Raw genomic sequence first — 22,822 nt, 5'->3', positions numbered from 1 at the left:
ACACATAAAGAAAAACCTTATGTATTCGCTACTTGGTATTGCTGGTTTATTTTGCTTTAAGTTCTTCAATATCTGCTTTGATAGCTGCTATCTTCTCTTCTGAATCGCTTTGCTTTTTGCGTTCCTTAGCAATTATAGCCTCCGGCGCATGAGCAACAAAATTAGCGTTGGAAAGTTTGGCGGTAACACCTTTTAAGAAACCTTCTAAGTGTAATAACTCTTTTTCGAGTTTCTTGATTTCTGCATCAACATCAATTAAATCACCAAGAGGCACGGCAAAGCTATCCGTTTCAACCATAAAGGCGGAGGCATCAGAGCTTTTCTCCTTTACGACATTGATTGACTTGAGGTTAGCCATCTTGGTAATTACACTGTTATATTGCTCAAAATTGTTTGTTCCAACGATTTCAAAGTTCAGCTCAACTTTCGGTGCGATGTTCTTCTGATTTCTAATCGTTCGAATACCACTCACGATTTGCTTCATGCTCTCAATCTGCTCAACTAATTTCTGTTCTTTCTCTGAAGGAGATTGAAGCGTGAGCCTTTCCAGCATAATACTTTGACCATCGCCACGTTCGAAGATATGCTGCCATAATTCTTCCGTGATAAAAGGCATGAATGGATGGAGCATCTTTAGCAAAGTCTCAAAGAAACGAAGCGTTGCATCGTATGTCTTCTTATCAATGGGGCATCCATATTGTGGTTTAATCATCTCCAAATACCAACTTGAGAATTCATCCCAGAAAAGTCGGTAAACCGTCATTAAAGCCTCGGAAATACGATAGCCTTTGAATTGCTCTTCCAACTCTATATTGACTGCTTTTAATTTTGCATCGAACCAACTGGTTGCTATCTTATTGGCTTTCGGCTGATCAATATCGGCAACACTCCATCCTTTTACGAGACGAAATGCATTCCATATTTTATTATTAAAGTTTCTACCTTGTTCACAGAGACTCTCATCAAACAAAATGTCGTTTCCGGCAGGTGCGCAGAGCATCATACCCATACGAACGCCATCCGCACCATATTTGTTGATAAGTTCCAAGGGGTCGGGTGAATTCCCTAAGCTCTTGCTCATCTTGCGCCCAAGGTTGTCGCGTACTATTCCTGTAAAATAAACATGTTTGAATGGGAAATTCTTTCGATATTCGTAACCTGCCATTATCATTCTTGCTACCCAAAAGAAAATAATGTCAGGACCTGTTACTAAATCACTTGTCGGATAATAGTATTTTATTTCTTCATTATCAGGTTCATTAATACCATTAAAGACAGAGATTGGCCATAGCCAGCTCGAAAACCATGTATCCAAACAATCGCTTTCCTGCTGAAGATCGGCAAGAGTTACATTTGGGTTGATGGCTGTAGCCAATGCCAATGCCTTTTCTTTATTCTCGGCAACCACGATAGCATTTTTGCCTTGAATATCTTTGAAATAATAAGCAGGAATACGGTGTCCCCACCATAACTGACGACTAATGCACCAATCTTTTATGTTCTCCAACCAATGGCGATAGGTATTTTTATATTTCTTGGGATAGAATTCTATGTCATCTTTCATGACTGGTTCGAGAGCAATATCAGCGAAGTGTTGCATTTTAAGGAACCATTGGGTAGAAAGCTTTGGCTCTATGGGAACATTAGTGCGCTCTGAATAGCCAACTTTGTTGTTGTAGTCTTCAATTGACTCCATGAGCCCGGCTTTTTCTAAATCAATAGAGATCTGTTTGCGAACATCCATGCGATCTTGACCTACATAAAGACCTGCCGCATTGGACATGGTGCCATCATCATTGAATATATCGATAGTTTCCAAATTATGCTTTAACCCAAGCGCATGATCGTTTATGTCATGAGCCGGGGTTACTTTCAAACAGCCGGTACCAAAATTGATATCCACGTATGAATCATTAATGACCGGAATGCAGCGATTTACCAAAGGAACTATCACATGTAGATTTTTCAGCCAAGTAGTTTTCTCATCTTCCGGATTAACACACATTGCTGAATCGCCCATAATGGTTTCCGGACGAGTTGTTGCCACCACTGCGTAGTATCCTTTATTATCTTTATGCATTACATTTTCGTCCGATTTACGTTGAACCTTATTTTGATCTTCCGGCGCAATGTAATATTTTAGATAATAAAGTTTTGAATGTTCGTCTTTGTAGATGACCTCTTCATCAGAAAGGGCTGTTTGCGCACTCGGATCCCAATTCACCATCCTGACACCACGATAAATCAACCCTTTATCATAAAGGTCGCAGAACACTTTTATCACACTTTCACTGCGTTCCTTATCCATGGTGAAAGCCGTTCGCTTCCAATCGCACGAACATCCCAACTTGCGTAATTGCTTTAATATTATTCCACCATGTTCATCTGTCCACGCCCAAGCATGTTTCAAAAAGTCTTCACGAGAAAGATCTGATTTGTTGATGCCATCTTTGGCGAGTTTATTTACCACTTTGGCTTCAGTTGCAATGCTGGCATGGTCAGTTCCAGGCACCCAGCAAGCATTTTTACCTTCCATTCTTGCATGGCGAACGAGTATGTCTTGGATGGTATTATTAAGCATGTGTCCCATGTGTAATACACCTGTAACGTTTGGAGGAGGAATTACTACTGTATAAGGTTGACGTCCATCAGGCTTAGAACTGAAAAGATCGTTTTTAAGCCAATAATCATACCATTTAGATTCCACGTTCAGCGGATCGTACTTGCTTGCTAATTCCATTATACTTGTATTATAATTTCTTTATTAAAATTAAAATCGATGCAAAATTACGAAAAAATCGGATGAAACTTGTATCTTTGCATAACAAATACAAATAAATAGTATTACTTTTAACTTTAGATTTCCAAAAATTGCATACAAAAGAAGAAAAAATAAAGGCTTTCGAACGATTGCTCGACATACAGGAGCGATTGAGAAAAGAGTGCCCCTGGGACAGAAAACAAACTTTTGAAAGCCTGCGTCCCAACACGATTGAAGAAACTTTCGAGTTGGCGGAAGCATTAATAAACCAAGACTATAAAAACATCTGCAAAGAACTTGGAGACTTAATGGAGCATATCATATTCTATTCGTTGCTTGGTAGCGAAATAGAAAAGTTTGATGTAGCGGATGTCTGCAATGCCCAATCCGACAAATTGATGTTCAGACATGACTTTATAGATTGGAGAGGTTGGTATCTGACAGATAAAGATATGACTATCAACACTGAAGGACGTGTTGTTTATAAAGATGAATTAATACAAAAGCACAATGGATCTATTCCGAATAAAGCACCAACTACTGCCAACCAGGTAGAATCAACTTGGGAGCAACGGAAGCAAATGGAACGCAATGGAAATAAAACAGTTTTGTCAGGTGTTCCTGATGCACTACCATCCATCATAAAGGCATATCGCATCCAAGACAAAGCTCGGAATGTAGGCTTTGATTGGAAACAAAAGGAAGATGTATGGGAAAAAGTAGAAGAAGAATTGCAAGAGTTAAAGCAGGAACTATCAAAAGATGACAAGAAAAACTCAACAAAAGAATTGGGAGATTTCCTTTTTTCGGTTATCAATGCCGCGAGACTTTATAAACTTAACCCTGACAATGCGCTTGAACAGACTTGTCAAAAATTCATTTCACGCTTTTCCTATGTGGAAAAACAATCAAAGAAAATGGGCAAATATCTGAAAGATATGACGTTATTTGAAATGGATAAATTATGGAATGAAGCAAAATCACTTGAGAGACATGAATTATAAAACAACAAATATTATGAGAAAACTACCTTTCTTATTTGTAATCGCTATTTTAGCAATAACCGTTATTGGTTGCAAAAACAATAAATCCAAACAAGTTTTGGTGCAAAACACTTCAAACTCCGACTCACTTAATGCAGGAGACAGTACAATTTATGGTGTTATGCTGGACGGTGGAATGAACTCAATACTGTTGCTTACAGACGCAGGTGATACTATTGAATTTCTTGAAAACCCGGACGATACATTGGAAGTGGTAAAAGGCGGAAAACTCGTTGGGGACAGATTTGCAGTCATCGGATATAAACAATATGGTGATTTGATATTGCGCAGTGCTGTCAATTTAACCTCTTTGCTTGGAAGTTGGAATAGTTTGGATAAAGATTTTGAATTGAAAGAAGGTGGAGCCATTGTTTCAAAAATAGAGTCTGAACGAAACCCTTGGAGTTCATGGAAGATGTATAATGGTCAGCTTGTTCTGTCAAAAGACACATTCGACATTCTTCAATTGGGTGCCGATACCCTATCGTTGGAAAATAAAGATGGCATTTTCATATTCACTCGTAAGAAGTAATCATTGGAACCGTTCAGAATACACATTTTAGGGTGTGGGAGTGCTTTACCCACATTACGACATAACGCTTCGTGTCAAATAGTGGAGATACGAGGCAAGATGTTCATGATAGATTGTGGAGAAGGAACGCAAATACAAGTAAGGCGTTCTAAAGTACACTTTTCTAAGATACAAGGGGTCTTCATCTCACATTTACATGGCGACCATTGTTTTGGATTGCTTGGAATGATATCTACGTTTGGCATGACAGGACGGACAGCTCCTCTTCATGTTTATGCTCCTTCGGCTTTCAAAGAGTATTTTCTTCAATCCCTAAAACTTTTCTGCGACAGTTTAGAATATGACGTGGCTTTTCATTCCATAGATGCTGATAGAAGCGAGATTATCTATGAAGATAGAAGCCTCACTGTTGAGACAATCCCTCTCGAACATAGAATACCTTGTTGTGGGTTTCTTTTCAGAGAGAAGCAATATATGCCACATATCCGACGGGAAATGATAGATTTTTACAATATACCCGTTAGTCAAATTAACAATATCAAGATGGGCGCGTCATGGGTAACTGAAGATGGAAAAAAAATATCCAACGATAAATTAACATTCCCAGCAGAACCGCCAAGGAGTTATGCTTACTGCTCGGATACACGCTTTATTGACACTTTGTACAAAAAAGTGGAAAGAGTTACTGTCCTTTACCATGAAAGTACTTATGCCGATGACTTCCAAGAACGTGCAAAGCTTTATTTCCACAGTACTGCAAGAGAAGCCGCAATGGTCGCAAAAAAAGCCAAAGCCGGAAAATTGCTTTTAGGTCATTATTCCGCAAGATATACTAATGAAGAAATATTATTAAGTCAGGCACAAAGTATTTTTCCAAACAGCTCACTTACCAACGAGGGGATGGTGATAGATATATAAGACACTGCCGGATAGAGGCATTGATAGTTTTGTTCTCTTAATTTATATTAAATTTACAAGTAATAGCTATGTAAAATATAAGGTTGCGAAATAAAATTCCTATCTTTGCATAAATAAGTTGTTATAGTGTATGGCAAAAAAAATACTTTATTTAATTCTCGCTTTTATATCACTGAATTTCGTTTTTCCAAATACTGTGAAAGCGGAAAATGCTCTTGAGATCATTAGTCAAGATTTTAGAAATATTACTATTTCAATATCAGGCTCTGTGCTTCGAGTAGAGGGAGCAAACGACGAGATGCTCTATATCTATAATGTTACAGGTGTTCGGGTAATGAGCGTTAAGGTAGATGGGCAAGACAAACGATACAATCTCAATTTGCCCAAAGGATGTTATATAGTAAAGGTTGGCAACGTAACTCGCAAAATCATTATCAGATAAAGCGATATTTAATAAGACATAATCTTACGTTGTGCCTCATATCGAAGATACCGAACTCCTTAAGCTAATCGCTGCTCCTCAAACACGAGAAAAAGCTTTTTCTTTATTGGTAGAACAATATAGTAATCCATTATATTGGAAAATTCGTAGCTTTGTATTATCTCATGAAGATGCCGATGATATTCTTCAGAACACCTTTTTAAAAGCTTGGAAAAGTATTGGGGATTTTAAGAACAAATCAAAGTTATCTACCTGGCTTTACCGGATTGCCATTAATGAATCCTTAGATTTTCTAAGGCATAAAAAACATACTGCTTCGGTTGGAAAAGACGATATGGGCAATATAATGAACAAACTGGTGGCGGACAACTATTTTGATGGTGATAAGAGTCAAGCATTGCTTCAAGAGGCTATCTCCACACTTCCGGAAGTCCAAAAAACTGTCTTTTTACTACGTTACTATGATGAACTGAAATACTCGGAAATCCATGAGCTATTAGGCACAAGTGAGGGTGCGCTTAAAGCTTCTTATCACATCGCCGTACAAAAGATTACAGATTATATAAAAAAGTGCCAATAAATAAAGTTTTCCTTTTTAAACTTTCAGAATGATATATAGTCCCATTAAAAAGGAATATACTTGAAAACAATATGTGATGGACTTAGAAAAACAATTACTATCCAAATATGGGAATAACAGACCATTCAAAGCTCCTGCAAGATATTTTGATACTCTGTCAGGCAGAATAATGGAACAGCTTAAAAATGATGTGGGTTCAATTGGATGTGAACGTCCCAAACATTCTGACTTTTTAATCAGGCTCAAACCGTTCTTTATTGCAGCTACGGTCATTTGCTTTGTATTCATTATCTTTCTTTCATTTAGAGCATTCTTAACCGGTAACGAAACACACCACGAGGAAATTACCTCCACACAGGATAGAATGATAATATCTAAGCCCTCGTCAGATGATTTGGATGAAGCTGTCGATTATATGATGATGGATGAAACAGATATGTACGCAAGTTTGATTGATAATTAATATTCTCGCAAAACCAAGAATTAAAGAAATGAAAAAGATATTGTCCGCATTAATTATTTTTTTCTTGTGCACGCTGAACATCAGTGCGCATTGCAAGTTTGACCCGGAAAAGTTTAGGGCAGAAATACATCAGTTCATCATATCGTCTGCCAATCTTACCGGAAAAGAAGCTGATAACTTTTTCCCTTTATATGATGAGATGAAAGCTAAACAGCAAAAATTACATAAACAGCTGCGCAATTATCAAAGAAGCACTCCAACGAGCAATGCTGCGGCAAGAAATGTTATTCTAAAAATTGATGATTTGAATTTTAGAATTAAACGTATTGAAAAAGAATACCATGACCGAATGCTAAAAAAACTACCAGCCATGAAGCTAAACACAGCTTTAAAGGCTGAGCGAAAGTTCTATAGACAATATTTTCGCAAAGTTGCCAAATAAGAAATAAACTCTATAAATCAGAAAAACGAGACAATGAGAAAAATTCATTTACTCAGAGTTGCAATGCTTGCCATAACCGTCATGTTGTGTGCAAGCACTTTTGCTTTTCAGACTTCACATCCCAAACGACAATTTAGAGGAGCGTGGATTCAATGCGTGAACGGACAATTTGAGGGGATAGGTACGGCAAAAATGCAAGCTACTCTTATTTCACAATTAGATGAACTTCAAAAAATAGGTGTCAATGCCATTATTTTTCAAGTCCGTGCCGAATGTGATGCACTTTATCCAAGCAAATACGAGCCTTGGAGCAAATTTCTCACCGGCAAACAAGGTAAGGCACCATTTCCTTATTGGGACCCCTTGCAATGGATGATAGAAGAATGCCACAAACGAGGCATGGAGCTACACGCTTGGATTAATCCCTATCGGGCGAAAACAAAATCAACGATGGAGTTAGCTGCCAATCACATTGTTCTGCAACATCCAGAACGCATTTTCTCATATGACGGGCTATCCATCCTTAATCCGGGAATACCTGAAAATAGAAATTACATCTGTAAAATCGTAGAAGATATTTTGCAGAGATATGACATTGATGGATTGCACATCGATGATTATTTTTATCCCTATCCGGTTTCTGGATTAAGTATTCCTGACATAAGAGAATTTAGTATTTATGGTGGCGGATTTGGAAATATTAAAGACTGGCGACGAGATAATGTTGATAGATTTATCAAGGATTTGTCCGAGACGATACATAAAATTAAGCCTTGGGTAAAGTTTGGTGTATCCCCTTTTGGGATTTACAGAAATATTAAGAATGCCCCCAATATCGGAAGCAAAACAAATGGACTACAAAATTATGACGAACTGTATGCCGATGTATTAAAATGGATAAATAATGGTTGGGTAGATTATTGTGTCCCACAACTTTATTGGGAAATCGGACATAAGGCAGCCGACTACAAAGAATTAATCCAATGGTGGAATCGGTATGCAGGAAATCGTCCATTGTATATAGGTGAAGATGTGCTTAGAACAGTTAGGCATGCAGATCCTCAAAACCCAAGATTGCACCAATTACCCGCGAAACATCGCTTGCATCAACAGTCGGAAAACGTGCAAGGTACTGTTTTATGGTATTCCACATCAGTTGTTAAAAATCCCGGAAACTATGCAACTTTATTACGCACCAACTATTGGAAATATCCTGCTTTACAACCACTCATGCCGTTCATCGATGATAAGGCACCTAAAAAACCACGGTCGGTGAAAACAAAATGGTCAAAAGATGGGTATTACCTGACATGGAAAGCACCAAAGGCAAAACAATGGAATGATGAAGCTTACAAATACGTTATATACAGGTTTGCCCCAGATGAAACCATAGACACGGAGGATGCTTCGCATATTTTAGCAATAACTTGTGATAATCGAATCAAACTCGATTATGAGAAAGGTAGCACAAAATATACTTATGTTATTACTGCTCTTGACAGAATGAGCAATGAAAGTGCAGGGAAAAAGAAAAAAGTAAAATTATAGTTTGACTTTATACTTCCAACTATTTGCAGTCAGATTTCAAATTATAAACGAATACTGACAAGTGTATCTATATGCCAAGTCCTTTTACCAACTATTGGTAATCCCTTTACCAACCATTGGTAATCCCTTTACCAACCATTGGTAATCCTTTTACCAACTATTGGTAATTGTCTTGATAAGGAATTTTACCGTTTGCAGCTCTGTGATTTGAACCATTGTTCAATCCAAACCGGTCATTAGCAACCCACGAAACATGTAAAAGAATGGTCTGACAACCGATTTGGATTAAAGAAGGAAAACAAACGCAAGGGAGTGGATCAACTCACAAATTAAGATGTACAAGGGGAATATCCAAGCACATGTGGAAAATCCACTTGCCAAAGCCTTGTATCCTTGATTAAGCGTTTTGAATTTACCCACTAATGTTCCATAAGTTAATCCACAAACAACAACTATAAAAGCAATTATCGCAATAAAGCCTTGCGAAAAACTACTTGGGAAAATATCCCCCGTGACGCTAATTAATACAGCTTTTGGTAGGATAGTAAGTAACAGGATGATGACAATAAACAACAAGAGTTCAATACAAATTGTTCTTATTGCAATGCGCTCTCGATAATGTAGTGTACCCACCTTGAATTCTTTATGGAACAAGAGGTGAATCACAGTAAATAGTCCACTCGACTTTAAGGTTCCAAAGGCAATTGTTCCAAGTAACAGCCAAACAAGGTATTTGGATGAGAGGTTTTCTATGAAATGGGCAAAAAACCATCTTATGCCTTCCCCACTTAGCAATGAGCGCATACTTAAATCGGGAAACGCAGCTGTTATAATCCAAGATAGAAGTATAACTATTGCTTGTGATATGGCAAGAATTATTGCGAGTAAGCCAAGTTTATTCTTCATCCGGATATAAGTTATCCAAGTCAATAATACGTAACTCCAAAGCCCGAACGACTAATTTAGTGGCATTCACGCTACCATTTCTTCCTTCCGGAAATAATTTTTGCACTAAGTCGTTTTGACGTTTTTCCAAACTTTTCACTCCAAAAGGCATTCCTCTGAGATTTGTGATTTGCTCTTTGGTATAGCCAAGTGCCAAATGGCGTAAAAATCGCTCATCATATTCATCAATTTCGAAATTAATCAGAGCTTCTTGGTGCATCAATTGACTATTCACACTCTGCATGAAGCGTGCCACGATTTTTTGAAGAATGGGCTGATTAAACACCAATCGTTTTCCGCTAATCACGCTAAATACATCGCCACGAGTCAGCAATTCGCCACTTTTAAGACAGATTCCATCTGCTCCGGCATCAAGCACGTCCACCCAAAGTTTTTCATTGAGTATCTCACCCGTAAAAATTAGCACTTTAACGCTCGGATACAGAGTTTTGGTTTGCCTGCATATTTCCACTCCAACAGTAGTGGAGCCTCCCAAGCCCAAGTCTAAAAGCACCAAATCGGGCAAATCGGCTTTCATTAATTTCCAATAAGCAATTTCGTTTTCAGCGGTGCCGATAATGACAGCTTCCGGTATTTCATTACGAAATATGCCCTCTGTTCCCTTTAATTCCAAAGGGACATCTTCGACTATAATTACTTTAAATTTTTCCATATTCTTAAACTTTTGCTTTTGATAATGTGATATTCAATATCAGATTTCCGGATATTTTTTGTGCCGTTATGCCACACCTTCTTCTATTGGTTATCTCCCCTATTTCCCTAACAATTTGCCGGCAAATAAGGAATGGGATATTATTGGCGGCAGGTGTAAATAATTCAATACAGTCGGCTTCAGATAATTTTATCTCCATTACAATCACTTGAAGGACGACATATACCGATCCGCTTTCCTCTATATTTACATTTATTTTGTTATTCCTAAACTGCCTTGCAATGATTTCAAAAAGATACTTCAATAAATCCATGTCTCCAATAACAAAAGTTGAGGATTTCGGATTTTCCACGAATTCTACTTTAGAAGGAATGATATCACTCACCTTAACTTTTTGTTTCACATAATTCTGAGAAGTAATTTGCCTCATGGCTTGGAGACTTAAAAGTGAATATAAATTCTTGTAATAAGCTGCCAGTTCGCCAATGGTCTGCAATTGGGTGTCTTTATCATCTACAAGTTGTCGAATGCGAGAGGGATAATACATTGTCTCGTGCTTGAGTGTGGACAGACAATTATCTAAGATGTTATTACTGATATGCAGTTGTTCATCTTCGTATTCAAGCCTTCGCAGCTCGTCCTCTGCCATTTCTATATTGTGTTTGTTTTTATCTGTTTGCGTTGCAGAAGTTAGGAGTGCCTCTCTTATCTTATTGATAATCGACATTAATTCTTTTGGAAACTTTTCATTAATATTTCTATCTATAGTTGTCAGTTTATCGGTTATAGAAATATTACTGACCAAAATTTTGTTTATTTCCTTGAGTTTATCTTCACAAAAAAGATAAAAAAGTTGATGGCGATAGTACATAAAATAATATAGTGGGAAGATAGAAATCAAAAGCACTATCAACAAAATAACAGCAACATTCTTATTACTTTCGGAACGTTGCATCATACGACAATATTTACCTAATTTTTTATCAGATGAAGTTTCTTTAAATAGATGGGTATAAACTTTATTATTGTATCGATATAACGCCCACTTGTGTAGTGCCAATGCCGCAACTGCACTCTCGTTGCGGATATCCAATATTATACTAAAATTAGTTGGTAGATTGTCATGAAACCATTTAATTTCCGCAGGTGTTTCTGCATCGTTGCCCATGCGTTTCATCAGCATTTTGCCTGTGGGATGGAATTGTAGATAATATTTGTTTAAATAATATCTACAAGTATCAGCAAATGCTAAAGTCTTGTGATAATTACCTTTAATATTGCTATAATATGCCGAGTCGGCATAAGTATTTGCCATCTCAAGATTTCTTAGAGAATTGTTTATATTTTCATTTAAGGAAGTTAAAGTAGAATGAGTGGAGCCCATGATGATAGTGGGTAACATTCCTGTGAGAAAGAAGACAAAAGTGCGAAGAATGCCCTTAGGCAGACGAAAAGAAAAAGTGCTACCCTCTCCCACTTTACTTTTCGCATAGATTTCACATACTGAAAAAATCTTACTGCTTTTACGATACTTATTAATTATTCCTTGACAATTCATTAAACCAAATCCGTGCGACTTAGATTCTTGATTGTCTGCTATGACCTTATTATCGAAAATATGAGCCAACTCGTCAGCCGCAACCCCCTTTCCGGTATCTGCTACAGAAACTTCCACATAATTCTGATATTCCCGAGAAGAGACGGTTACCCTGCCCCCCTTGTCAGTGAATTTGCGAGCGTTATCGGCTAATGTATTTAGCATGAAGAGTGTAAGTATTCTATCGGCTTTTACAATATTCTTTGTTGATTGAACTTCAAATTCAATATCTTTTAATGCAAAGCTCGTTCTGCTTTTCGCAATTATCTCAAATATCTCCTGTAATCGAAAACTTTCTATATGCAGCGATAATTCTCCCTTGCGCAATTGTATCCATTCTGTTAATACGTCATTATATTCGTTGATTTTATCTGTAAGTTCCGAAATATAAGTGTATCTCTCGTTTCTCAATTCGTTTGTTTCCTTCCTTTTCTGTAATAGTCGAACCTCCCATAATATTCGATCGATAAATGGAGTGATGATATTTACGAGTGTAACTTTTGCACGTATTTCCAAATTTTTCTTTTTGTTCGCTATCAAATGTGCTTGTGCAACAGCAAAAGCGACTTGCGTTTCCTCGTATTCTTCCTCCATCTTTGACAATTCTTGCTCATTTGCAATTTGCCATTGTTTGAGAGGCTGGAGTAAATCTGTCAGTGAATTGGCATTTCTTCCTTTTCGTCTCAAATAATGAAAACGCCAAAGTAAAAGGATGATAAAAACTATCACTAAAGTAACAGCCCCTATCATCATATTTAGCTGTCGTGAGGTTTTTTCCAATTGTTCTGCTCGCGACTCATAATATCGGTCTTGGCGGGTTTTTTCTTGTAAGTCAAGATAGATATTTCTGTTGAAATCGCTTCCCTGTTTATCATTTATAGCGGCATAGACAACACTCAATTGTTCGCGGATTGACGCTATTAAATCCGGAGTTTTTTCTATTGACTTATTGTGAAGAAGTGCTTTCTCCAAACAAATAATAGCAGAACGATAATCATTGATTTGCCAATAACAGGAAGCAAGTGTGCGATAGTTACCTGCCGTTTGGTAAACATCACCATATTCTTCAAAGAGTCGCAATGCTCGTTGAGCCATGTTGCCTGCCAACAAGGTGTCCGGCATATTATCTTCATTGAGAAGTTTCACCGCTGTTTGATTGTCTGCCAATAGCTTATTCCTATCATGCTCTATCAAGAATTTTTCACTTAACGCTTGCAAAGAATTGGCTTCCCAAGGTATATACCCAAATTTGTGTGCCATTGAATAACACCGCATCAAGATATCAAACTCCTGTTGGTTGATATCCTCTTGGCTCTTACCTTTTATAATTCCGCCAGCTCCCAAATTATAAAGTAGATTTAGATATTGCGCAGTATCTGTCATGATTTCTCCATCAGGATTAACAGCTTTCAAAGCCTTGACCGATGGTATTTCCAATCCCACATAATAATAATAAATGGATGTAACGATATGAAACTCTGAATGAGCATAAACTAAACGGGCTTTTTGATGTTTGGAAAGATAATTTTTCTCTTCTTTTATTCGTCGCCCTCGTCTCTGCGCACTTTCGTGATAATCGTAAAATTCCTTATTTCTGGATTGCCTTTGACATAGGCGCATCATCTGAATGTCAGCAATTAACAATTCTACTTGATTATCGGTCAAGCTTGTCAGAGTTCTTAAAATTTCTGAAGCTTTTTCATACTCCATTTTTACAATATTTACAAAGGCAATATTGTTTAAAGCCTCCGCTCTACCTGCCGAGTAATGTTCCGATAGATGATATGCCTTTTCGGCATAATATAGGGTAGAGTCTAAATTTTTATAGTGAAAATAATAAGAACGTTCATTTAAACAATCTACTTTTCCCCTTTCAACACGTGAGCATGCTGAAAAACAAAAACCAACCATTGCCGAAAACAAAACGACAGATAGCAAGTTCAAGCGATTGAATATATGATATTTATTCACTTTGATATTTCTCACAAAAATACAAAAGTTTTCTCAAAACTACTCAAAAAGAATTATATTTTAAAAGTATTTGGGATAAAAGCTTGGTAAACGCTTTCCGAAATTGAATTATTATTGCTATTTTTGCAAATAAATCAATAGGTTTTGTATGACATCAAAAATCAGAATTAAGGATATAGCAATAAAAGCAGGTGTTAGCGTAGGCACTGTTGATAGAGTGTTGCATAAACGTCCCAATGTTTCAAAGGAAGCGAGAGAAAGGGTTGAGGCTGTTCTTAAGGAGATGAATTATCAACCGAATGTTTATGCCAGTGCCTTAGCCTATAATAAAAAACACAAATTCTTTTGTCTTCTTCCTAAACATACCAGTGAAGCCTATTGGGAAGAAATAGAACTGGGAGCTATCAAGGCCATTGAGTATCGAAGAGATTTCCAATTAGACATGGAATTTATTTATTTTGACAGGCTAAACTCTCAATCGTTTGCCAATGCTTACCAAGAATGTTTGAAAAAAAAACCTTCCGGTGTAATTTTGGTTCCCTCTTTACCGGATGACACTCGGAAATTTACCGATACACTCCATGAAAGAAATATCCCATTCGTACTCTTGGATTCTTATCTACCCGAGTTGAAACCATTATCGTTCTTTGGACAAGATTCTTTTCAAAGTGGCTGTTTTGCTGCAAAAATGCTGATGCTAATTGCCAGAGATGAAAAAGCCATCATGATCATGAAACAAACCAAAGATGGGCTGATGGCAAGTAAACAGCAGGAAAATCGAGAAGTTGGTTTTAGACACTACATGAAGGAGCATTATCCACTGGTAAAGATTTTAGAAGTAAATTTACCACTTGAGGAGAAGCGGAAAGTGTATGAGGACGTATTGGAAGAGTTTTTTACTACACACCCGGAAGTTCATCATTGCATTGCAGTCAATTCAAAAGCTCATATTGTGGGAGAGTTTCTATTGAATACCAACAGACGAAATATCCAAATTCTAGGATATGATGTGGTTCATAAAAATGCAGAATGCCTGCGACAAGGCAGTATTTCGTTTCTTATCGCACAGCATGCTTTCCAACAAGGATTTTCAAGTGTTGATACTTTATTCAGAGCGATCGTGCTTAAAAAGGAGGTTCCACTTGTCAATTATATGCCAATAGAACTCCTCTCTAAAGAAAATATCGATTTTTACCATCGCATGCGCATATAGAAAATGTGCTCATTGATTATAATGACAAAGTAAATGGATATCATTCTACGGAATTTCTTCAGCATTATTCGTTCAGGTGCCTTTAACGATAAAACGGGGATAGAGGTAATGTCTCCATTTAAATGGCGTCGACTATTTTTAATGGTTGAAGCACAAAACGTTGTAAGTATCTTTGTGAGAGGCGTTAATGCCAATTCTGATAACGAAAAGTTGAATCTTCCTCAAGATTTAATTCAGAAAATACAACAGAAACTCAAGACTTCTCAAGAGAAAGGTACCAAACAAGACAGCCATAAAATTTATTTAAGTAATAGATTATACAATCGAAGGCTAAAGAAGGTCATAGAAAAAGAAATACATAGTATCGATACTTCCATAGAAGCACTTGACATTCTTAAAATCATTATCTATAACACCAACTCAATGCTCAACAACGGTATCAGCCTGAGTGGTATCATAAAACTCGGTCAATATTTGCGGACAAAGGGCGATAAAGTCGATTTTATCAAACTTGAAAATTGGCTAATCTATCTAAATTTAGTCCGAATGGCTCAACTTCAAGGTAGCATCTTGATAACCTTTTTCGGATTTGAAAAAAACGAATTACCCTTTGTGAAGAAAGAAGAACCCAAAGCTAACACTTTAACCATCAAAGCTGTATCGAATTTAGCAAAAGACACCACAGAAGAATGGCACTTTAAACAAGATTCAGTAGGTTTTGTAAGAAATAATGGGGCTATGCTTAGAAAAAATCTCAGAAGAAGTTTTCGCTATCTGCAATATGCTCCGTTGGAGACAACCAGTAATTTTCTCCACAACTTCATTAAAAGTTTGTCTGAGATAGAAGAATAGTGCACCCAGATTCCTTTTCAACACGAATGTATTTTTAGTAAAATAATTCTAAAATCATGACCAAACTTTTAATAATCCCCATACGACTTTTATTATATCAATTATAAATCGTATCTTTGCATTTATGATTAGTAAGCGTTTTTTTCTATTTCTGTTTAGTATATTTTCTTTTACGAGCATCTTCGCTCAATACTATGTCCAATGTGAAGATACCTGTAATCATATTCACGGATTGGATATGAGCCACTATCAAGGTGAAGTTTGGTGGGAAAGGGTATCGGAAAATAGCAATCATAAACTTAACTATGTTTACTTAAAAGCTACGGAGGGAGGAGCAAAAATAGATAAAAGATATCTTGAAAACATCGTTGCAGCTCAAAGATATGGAATGAATGTAGGCTCCTATCATTTTTATCGCCCCAAAGTTCCACAGGTAGAACAGCTAAGGAATTTTAGAGCTCAGTGCCGACCACAAGATCAAGATCTTATCCCCATGGTCGATGTTGAGACCACAAGTGGATTAAGTTCTAAAGCATTAAGAGACAGCCTGCAAAAATTCCTCATCTTAATGACTGAAGAGTATGGTGTGCGACCACTTGTCTATACTTACACAAATTTCTATAATCAACACTTGATAGGTGCTATCGATGATTACAAACTCTTCATCGCCCAATATACACAGAGAGAACCTGAACTGCAAGATGGACGAGACATCTTTGCTTGGCAATATACCGGCAAAGGCAGTATAAACGGAGTCAATGGATATGTTGATAAAAGTCGATTGATGGGAAGACATAGTATGCGAGAAATACGTTTCCATCGACGATCTCGAAATTAAATAAGACACCAATAATAAATAAATCATAGTAAGAGAATGATTATAAAATGTCCGGAATGCGGTCATCAAGTGAGCGACAAAGCTCCTCTTTGCCCAAGCTGTGGAATTGAAATAGCAGGACACATCATCACCTGTCCTAATTGTAGAGAAATATATTTAAGTGATGAGAAAACATGCCCGAACTGCCACCATGCGAATGCATCCACTTTAAACAAGATTGAAAATCAAGAAGGCAATGAAACTCCGACTGTTATTCCTACCGATGGAAATCGCAAAGATGATATACCACTCGTCAGTCCTATTTCGCAAAAAACTCAAGAGCAGACACCAGACTTTTCCGAACCAACGGTTGAAAACAATGAGGTTGTCATCGCACAGATCATACCTGATGAAGACAACGTGGAGCATGAAACTTCAAATGCCACAAACGAGCATTCAGCTTCCAAACACAAAAAAAAGAATTATCATATCGCACTTTTGGTTTCTATCCTTATCGCAATAGCTATAAGTGTAATTTTGTTGCAACTATACAATCATGGGTTAAATAATAATGAAAAGAAAGAGTATGAAATAGCGATAAAAAGCAATAACGAAGCGGTATTGCAGCAATATTTGGATGAATTTCCGGAGGCTCCCGGAGATCATAGAAAAAGTATTCAAACACGATTGGATAATATGCAAAAGACCGTACATGAACATATGGGTGTCAGAAGTTTAAAATCTTGGAGTGAATGTTACGAGTATTTACAACAAAACCAAAGCTCTCCCTATAAGACCGAGATAGAAAGAAAAATGGATGACTTCGCATGGTCAGACGCATTGAGAATTAATACAGCAGACTCGTATTCGGAGTACAAAGAAAGGATGCCAAATGGAAAACATAACCATGAAGCGGATGAGAGAATAAAAGCGTTCATGAAAAACACAGCAACTCCTGAAGAAAAAAGTAAGGCTGTCAGCTGCATAAGAGAATTTTTGAGAGGAATTAATGCCAAAAGCACAACAAAGATATCGAATGCCATTGCTTCTCCATTTAACTTTTTGGGAACAAGCGGTGCTACAATTACAGATGTTACTGAATTTATGAGAAATAAATTATATCAGGCTGATGTAAAAACTCTTAATTGGCATTTGGATCAACCAAGCGACATCAGTACAGAAACAAATAATGAGGATGAAACAATAATACAAAGAATAGAGATTCCTGCAAAATTAGTAATCAAACGAGAAGGAGGAACTTCCACCAAGAGTTATTTAATTTCTGCTACCATAAAAAATGGAAAGATAACTGCCATAAACTGGAAATAGAAGTTAAACTATTCCATTGATAACGGGTCAGTCGTAAAACCCAGTTTTACGACTGACCCGTTATCATACACGCTCAATAAAATAAGCCCCTCCGAAGAGGGGCTGCAGGATTTGTATCCTTCGGCATATAGCCTTATTGTGATAAGATGTAGAATATCTTATGTGGCAAATGTAAACAAAATATTTGTTACTGACAAATATTTTTTCTAATTTTACAGAAATAAATTTATTTATCATGAACAAACGTATATTAGGATTGGATACTGGCACCAACAGTTTGGGGTGGGCAGTAGTTGATTGGGATGAGCATGCCCAGAGTTACGAGCTTGTAAAATATGGTGATGTTATCTTTCGAGAAGGTGTAAAAATAGATAATTGGAAAGAATCCTCCAGAGCTGCCGAGCGTTCGGGGCATAAGGCTATACGGAAACAATATTTTCGACGTCGTTTACGCAAAATACAAGTGTTGAAGGTGCTGGTTAAATATCATCTCTGTCCTTATTTGAGTGATGATGATTTACGGCAGTGGCATTTACAGAAGCAATATCCTAAAAGCGATGAGTTGATGTTGTGGCAGCGCACAAGCGATGAAGAGGGGAAAAATCCTTATTATGATAGACATAGATGTCTGCACGAAAAATTAGATTTAACGATTGAGGCTGATAGATATACCTTAGGTCGTGCTTTATATCATTTAACGCAACGCCGTGGTTTTTTGAGTAATCGACTGGACACCAGTGCAGATAATAAAGAAGACGGAGTGGTGAAATCGGGAATTTCGCAGTTATCGACAGAAATGGAAGAAGCGGGATGCGAATATCTTGGAGATTATTTTTATAAACTCTATGATGAACAAGGTAACAAGGTACGCATCAGACAAAGGTACACAGACCGTAAAAAACATTACCAACATGAGTTTGATGCTATTTGTGAAAAGCAAGAACTAAGCAGCGAGTTAATAGAAGATTTGCAACGAGCCATCTTCTTTCAACTTCCGCTTAAATCGCAAAGGCACGGTGTAGGTAGGTGTACCTTTGAAAGAGGTAAACCGCGTTGTGCCGATTCGCATCCTGATTATGAAGAATTTAGAATGCTTTGTTTTATCAACAACATTCAGGTAAAAGGACCTCACGATTTAGAACTACGTCCATTAACTTACGAGGAGCGAGAGAAAATTGAACCTTTGTTTTTCCGTAAATCAAAACCTAATTTCGACTTTGAAGACATAGCCAAGGAATTGGCAGGCAAGAAAAACTATTCCTGGATACACGACAAAGAAGAACGAGCTTACAAGTTTAATTATAGAATGACACAGGGCGTGCCAGGATGTCCTACTACAGCACAGTTGAAAAGCATATTTGGCGATGATTGGAAAACGGGTATAGCCGAGACATATACACTTATTCAAAAGAAGAATGGGAGTAAGAGTTTGCAAGAAATGGTGGACGATGTTTGGAATGTGTTGTATTCTTTTTCATCGATTGAAAAGCTAAAAGAGTTTGCTCATCACAAGTTGCAGTTGGATGAAGAGAGTGCAGAGAAGTTTGCAAAGATAAAGTTAAGTCACAGTTTTGCAGCGCTAAGCCTAAAAGCTATACGCAAATTCTTACCGTTCTTGCGCAAGGGAATGTATTATACTCATGCTTCATTCTTTGCGAACATTCCTGCCATAGTAGGTAAAGAAATATGGAACAATGAGCAGAACAGAAAGTACATCATGGAGAATGTTGGTGAACTGGTTTTCAATTATCAACCTAAACATCGCGATGTACAAGGAACTATTGAAATATTGATTAAAGATTTTCTTGAAAATAATTTTGAGTTACCAGCAGGAGCAACTGATAAACTATACCATCCTTCTATGATAGAAACCTATCCTAATGCGCTACGCAACAAATTTGGCATATTGCAGTTGGGCTCGCCACGAACCAATGCCATCCGAAATCCTATGGCTATGCGCTCTCTACATATCTTAAGACGGGTGGTAAATCAGTTGTTGAGAGAAAGTGTCATTGACGAAAATACGGAAGTACATGTTGAGTACGCCCGAGAATTGAATGATGCCAATAAGCGAAGAGCAATTGCAGATTGGCAAAAAGAGCAAGACAAACAACACAAAAAATATGGCGATGAAATAAGGAAGTTATACAAAGAAGAAACAGGAAAAGACATTGAACCAACTCAAACAGATGTGTTAAAGTTTCAGCTTTGGGAGGAACAAAACCACCATTGCTTATATACAGGTGAACAAATAGGCATCACCGACTTTATAGGGAGTAATCCGAAATTTGATATAGAGCATACTATTCCACAGAGTGTTGGTGGAGACAGCACACAGATGAACCTTACATTGTGTGACAATCGGTTTAACAGAGAGATAAAAAAAGCCAAACTACCTACAGAATTGTCGAATCACGAGGAGATATTGGCAAGAATTGAACCGTGGAAAAACAAATATGAACAGAAGATAAAAGAACGTGACAAGCAACGCACATTTGCCGGAATGGATAAAGCGGTGAAAGATTTAAGGATACAAAAACGCCATAAGCTACAAATGGAGATAGACTATTGGCGAGGAAAGTATGAACGATTTACCATGACCGAAGTGCCCGAAGGATTCAGTAGGAGACAGGGAACTGGCATCGGACTTATTTCTCGTTATGCGGGGTTGTATCTAAAGTCATTATTCCATCAAGCAGACAGTCGCAGTAAGTCGAATGTTTATGTGGTAAAAGGCGTGGCAACAGCAGAGTTTCGTAAAATGTGGGGGCTGCAAAGTGAATATGAAAAGAAATGTAGAGATAATCATTCGCATCATTGTATGGATGCTATTACCATTGCATGCATCGGAAAGAGAGAGTACGATCTCATGGCTGAATATTACCGCATGGAAGAAACATTTAAGCAGGGCAGAAGTTCCAAACCTAAATTCTCAAAACCATGGGCTACATTTACAGAGGATGTTCTCAGCATATATAAAAACTTATTGGTAGTACACGATACTCCGAACAACATGCCAAAGCATACAAAAAAGTATGTGCAGACATCTAAAGGAAAGGTGTTGGCTCAAGGGGACACGGCAAGAGGTAGCTTACACTTTGATACATATTACGGCGCAATAGAGCGAGATGGAGAAATAAGATATGTTGTTCGGCGACCACTCAGTTCGTTTACAAACCCAGAAGAGCTTGAAAATATTGTCGATGAAACCGTGAAACGAACCATTAAAGAAACAATAGCGGACAAAAATTTCAAGCAAGCTATAGCAGAACCAATCTATATGAATAAGGATAAAGGCATACTTATAAAAAAGGTAAGATGTTTTGCTAATTCTGTGAAGCAACCCATCAACATTAGGCAACATCGGGATTTGTCCAAGAAAGAATATAAACAGCAGTATCATGTAATGAATGAAAATAATTACTTGTTGGCTATTTATGAAGGACTGGTAAAGAACAAAGTGGTTAGAGAATTTGAAATAGTGAGCTATATCGAGGCAGCCAAATATTATAAACGAAGTCAAGACCGAAATATATTCTCGTCTATAGTGCCTACTCACAGCGCCAAATATGGATTACCGCTTAAAACAAAACTTTTAATGGGGCAGATGGTGTTAATGTTTGAAGAAAATCCTGACGAAATACAAATGGATAACACCAAAGATTTAGTTAAAAGGCTCTACAAGGTTGTTGGTATTGAAAAAGATGGACGTATAAAATTTAAATATCATCAAGAAGCTCGTAAAGAAGGGTTACCTATTTATAGCACTCCTTATAAAAATAACGATGATTATGCGCCTATTTTCAGACAGAGAATAAAAAATATCAACATATTAGTAGATGGTATAGATTTTACTATCGACATTCTTGGTAAAGTAACGCTTAAAGAGTAAGTCAATATGTTGAAACGAAGCGTTGTCTTTTCTCATCCAGCAAGTCTTTCATTGAGGTATAATCAACTGGTGATTACCATGAAAGACTTACCTGATGAGCGACGAACCATTCCTGTAGAAGATATAGGCTTCTTAATGGTTGACAATCCTATGGTCTCAATAAGTGTACCACTTCTAAATGCATTGACAGAAAATAACGTGTCGGTAGTATTTTGCAATCAAAAAGGAATGCCAACTTCAATGTTGTTTAATTTAGATAATAACAACACACAAGGTGAAACTTTAAGACATCAACTTTCTGGTACTGTCCTATAAAAGTGTGTAAGCTCCTTTTTTCTTATCTTTGTATTTGTAAACCATAAAAAAGAAAAAAATGAAACTTACACATTCGCAAATTTCGGAAATTATTTCGAATTACACAAGCAGCAGCGAGGGTTTTGTTACCCTTCAGTCATTAATCATGAACTCCCTGATGTATCATGAACGAGAGTTGTTCGTCAGCGAAAATGCCCATGAGCAATGCAATGGCTTCCGTTCCCGCCGTTGGTACAGTCACGGCTTTGAGTTCTCGCTCCGTATTCCGCGCAGTCGTAGCGGGAGCTTCTATCCCATTCTCTTAGGGTTGATACGCAGCGAAAGCGAGGAACGTGCCAAATTGTTCAACCTCCTCTACACCAAAGGTCTTACCACGGAGCAGATAGGCGAGATTTCCAATTGCGTCTATGGTCGTTCCTACAGCAAGCAGCAGGTATCGCATCTTGCCGGTAGCTGCCGTGAGGACGTCGAACGGTGGCTTTGCCGTAG

At 37.4% G+C, this 22,822-nt stretch carries 19 protein-coding genes; 15 read left to right on the top strand and 4 right to left on the bottom strand.

Going from position 1 to position 22,822, the window contains the following annotated elements; genetic code table 11:
* Positions 1–46 precede the first annotated feature (46 nt).
* Positions 47–2,740, bottom strand: coding sequence for a valine--tRNA ligase (locus tag E0E16_RS03055; protein ID WP_130828763.1), 2,694 nt, complete (start codon positions 2,738–2,740; stop codon positions 47–49).
* 131 nt (positions 2,741–2,871) lie between these two features.
* On the opposite strand from E0E16_RS03055, the gene mazG reads away from it, so the two are divergent.
* From mazG to E0E16_RS03015, 8 genes are all read left to right on the top strand, one after another.
* Positions 2,872–3,765 (top strand): nucleoside triphosphate pyrophosphohydrolase, encoded by an 894-nt coding sequence (mazG, locus tag E0E16_RS03050; protein ID WP_130828762.1) that lies wholly within the window; start codon positions 2,872–2,874, stop codon positions 3,763–3,765.
* A gap of 13 nt (positions 3,766–3,778) precedes the next feature.
* Positions 3,779–4,336 carry a lipocalin-like domain-containing protein gene (locus E0E16_RS03045; protein WP_130829727.1) on the top strand — a complete coding sequence of 186 codons (558 nt, stop codon included), beginning with the start codon at positions 3,779–3,781 and terminating at the stop codon, positions 4,334–4,336.
* A gap of 3 nt (positions 4,337–4,339) precedes the next feature.
* On the top strand, positions 4,340–5,254 hold the full coding sequence (locus E0E16_RS03040) for a ribonuclease Z (protein ID WP_130828761.1): 915 nt from the start codon (positions 4,340–4,342) through the stop codon (positions 5,252–5,254).
* 130 nt (positions 5,255–5,384) lie between these two features.
* Positions 5,385–5,696 carry a T9SS type A sorting domain-containing protein gene (locus E0E16_RS03035; protein ID WP_130828760.1) on the top strand — a complete coding sequence of 104 codons (312 nt, stop codon included), beginning with the start codon at positions 5,385–5,387 and terminating at the stop codon, positions 5,694–5,696.
* 31 nt (positions 5,697–5,727) lie between these two features.
* Positions 5,728–6,276: an RNA polymerase sigma factor gene (locus E0E16_RS03030; protein ID WP_130828759.1), complete on the top strand. Its 549-nt coding sequence runs from the start codon at positions 5,728–5,730 to the stop codon at positions 6,274–6,276.
* A 73-nt stretch (positions 6,277–6,349) separates the two neighbouring features.
* Positions 6,350–6,739 (top strand): hypothetical protein, encoded by a 390-nt coding sequence (locus tag E0E16_RS03025; RefSeq protein ID WP_130828758.1) that lies wholly within the window; start codon positions 6,350–6,352, stop codon positions 6,737–6,739.
* A gap of 28 nt (positions 6,740–6,767) precedes the next feature.
* A complete protein-coding gene (locus tag E0E16_RS03020; protein ID WP_130828757.1) occupies positions 6,768–7,181 on the top strand; it encodes a hypothetical protein in 414 nt (137 codons plus the stop codon).
* A 33-nt stretch (positions 7,182–7,214) separates the two neighbouring features.
* A complete protein-coding gene (locus E0E16_RS03015; RefSeq protein WP_130828756.1) occupies positions 7,215–8,729 on the top strand; it encodes a glycoside hydrolase family 10-like protein in 1,515 nt (504 codons plus the stop codon).
* A gap of 285 nt (positions 8,730–9,014) precedes the next feature.
* Here the strand turns inward: E0E16_RS03015 and E0E16_RS03010 are convergent, their stop codons facing one another.
* Genes E0E16_RS03010 through E0E16_RS03000 form a run of 3 tightly spaced genes read right to left on the bottom strand, consistent with a single transcriptional unit; the run spans position 9,015 to position 13,855 of the window.
* Positions 9,015–9,635 (bottom strand): AbgT family transporter, encoded by a 621-nt coding sequence (locus tag E0E16_RS03010; RefSeq protein WP_130828755.1) that lies wholly within the window; start codon positions 9,633–9,635, stop codon positions 9,015–9,017.
* Complete coding sequence (locus E0E16_RS03005; protein WP_130828754.1) at positions 9,625–10,347, bottom strand: DUF5932 domain-containing protein; 723 nt, start codon at positions 10,345–10,347, stop codon at positions 9,625–9,627. Before E0E16_RS03005 ends, E0E16_RS03010 begins: the two co-directional genes overlap by 11 nt.
* A gap of 4 nt (positions 10,348–10,351) precedes the next feature.
* Positions 10,352–13,855: a sensor histidine kinase gene (locus tag E0E16_RS03000; RefSeq protein ID WP_130829726.1), complete on the bottom strand. Its 3,504-nt coding sequence runs from the start codon at positions 13,853–13,855 to the stop codon at positions 10,352–10,354.
* Between the two features lie 208 nt (positions 13,856–14,063).
* Between E0E16_RS03000 and E0E16_RS02995 the strand changes: the two genes are divergently transcribed.
* The 7 genes from E0E16_RS02995 to E0E16_RS14180 form a co-directional block, all read left to right on the top strand.
* The gene (locus E0E16_RS02995) at positions 14,064–15,128 is read left to right on the top strand and encodes a LacI family DNA-binding transcriptional regulator (RefSeq protein WP_130828753.1); all 1,065 of its coding nucleotides are present in this window, start codon (positions 14,064–14,066) and stop codon (positions 15,126–15,128) included.
* 33 nt (positions 15,129–15,161) lie between these two features.
* Positions 15,162–15,980 (top strand): hypothetical protein, encoded by an 819-nt coding sequence (locus tag E0E16_RS02990; protein WP_130828752.1) that lies wholly within the window; start codon positions 15,162–15,164, stop codon positions 15,978–15,980.
* A gap of 124 nt (positions 15,981–16,104) precedes the next feature.
* Entirely contained in the window at positions 16,105–16,818 is a 714-nt protein-coding gene (locus E0E16_RS02985; protein WP_130828751.1) for a glycoside hydrolase family 25 protein, read from the top strand.
* Positions 16,819–16,854: 36 nt separating this feature from the next.
* A complete protein-coding gene (locus tag E0E16_RS02980; protein WP_130828750.1) occupies positions 16,855–18,126 on the top strand; it encodes a zinc ribbon domain-containing protein in 1,272 nt (423 codons plus the stop codon).
* Between the two features lie 235 nt (positions 18,127–18,361).
* Entirely contained in the window at positions 18,362–22,018 is a 3,657-nt protein-coding gene (cas9, locus tag E0E16_RS02975) for a type II CRISPR RNA-guided endonuclease Cas9 (RefSeq protein WP_130828749.1), read from the top strand.
* A gap of 6 nt (positions 22,019–22,024) precedes the next feature.
* A complete protein-coding gene (locus tag E0E16_RS02970; RefSeq protein WP_255418100.1) occupies positions 22,025–22,333 on the top strand; it encodes a CRISPR-associated endonuclease Cas1 in 309 nt (102 codons plus the stop codon).
* 58 nt (positions 22,334–22,391) lie between these two features.
* A partial coding sequence (locus E0E16_RS14180) for a transposase (RefSeq protein ID WP_255418099.1) occupies positions 22,392–22,822 on the top strand: 431 nt, incomplete at its 3' end.

The sequence above is a fragment of the Prevotella rectalis genome (assembly GCF_900607215.1).
Lineage (GTDB): Bacteria > Bacteroidota > Bacteroidia > Bacteroidales > Bacteroidaceae > Prevotella > Prevotella brunnea.
The sequence above is the reverse complement of the archived record's forward strand: the minus strand, read 5'-3'. Positions and strand labels throughout refer to the sequence as shown.

Coding starts and splice junctions, on each gene's coding strand:
- E0E16_RS02985 (WP_130828751.1), top strand. CDS start 16,105: ATGATTAGTAAGCGTTTTTTTCTATTTCTGTTTAGTATATTTTCTTTT.
- E0E16_RS03055 (WP_130828763.1), bottom strand. CDS start 2,740: ATGGAATTAGCAAGCAAGTACGATCCGCTGAACGTGGAATCTAAATGG.
- E0E16_RS03010 (WP_130828755.1), bottom strand. CDS start 9,635: ATGAAGAATAAACTTGGCTTACTCGCAATAATTCTTGCCATATCACAA.
- E0E16_RS02970 (WP_255418100.1), top strand. CDS start 22,025: ATGTTGAAACGAAGCGTTGTCTTTTCTCATCCAGCAAGTCTTTCATTG.
- E0E16_RS03045 (WP_130829727.1), top strand. CDS start 3,779: ATGAGAAAACTACCTTTCTTATTTGTAATCGCTATTTTAGCAATAACC.
- E0E16_RS03035 (WP_130828760.1), top strand. CDS start 5,385: ATGGCAAAAAAAATACTTTATTTAATTCTCGCTTTTATATCACTGAAT.
- E0E16_RS02980 (WP_130828750.1), top strand. CDS start 16,855: ATGATTATAAAATGTCCGGAATGCGGTCATCAAGTGAGCGACAAAGCT.
- E0E16_RS03005 (WP_130828754.1), bottom strand. CDS start 10,347: ATGGAAAAATTTAAAGTAATTATAGTCGAAGATGTCCCTTTGGAATTA.
- E0E16_RS03020 (WP_130828757.1), top strand. CDS start 6,768: ATGAAAAAGATATTGTCCGCATTAATTATTTTTTTCTTGTGCACGCTG.
- E0E16_RS02995 (WP_130828753.1), top strand. CDS start 14,064: ATGACATCAAAAATCAGAATTAAGGATATAGCAATAAAAGCAGGTGTT.
- E0E16_RS02990 (WP_130828752.1), top strand. CDS start 15,162: ATGGATATCATTCTACGGAATTTCTTCAGCATTATTCGTTCAGGTGCC.
- cas9 (WP_130828749.1), top strand. CDS start 18,362: ATGAACAAACGTATATTAGGATTGGATACTGGCACCAACAGTTTGGGG.
- E0E16_RS03015 (WP_130828756.1), top strand. CDS start 7,215: ATGAGAAAAATTCATTTACTCAGAGTTGCAATGCTTGCCATAACCGTC.
- E0E16_RS03000 (WP_130829726.1), bottom strand. CDS start 13,855: ATGGTTGGTTTTTGTTTTTCAGCATGCTCACGTGTTGAAAGGGGAAAA.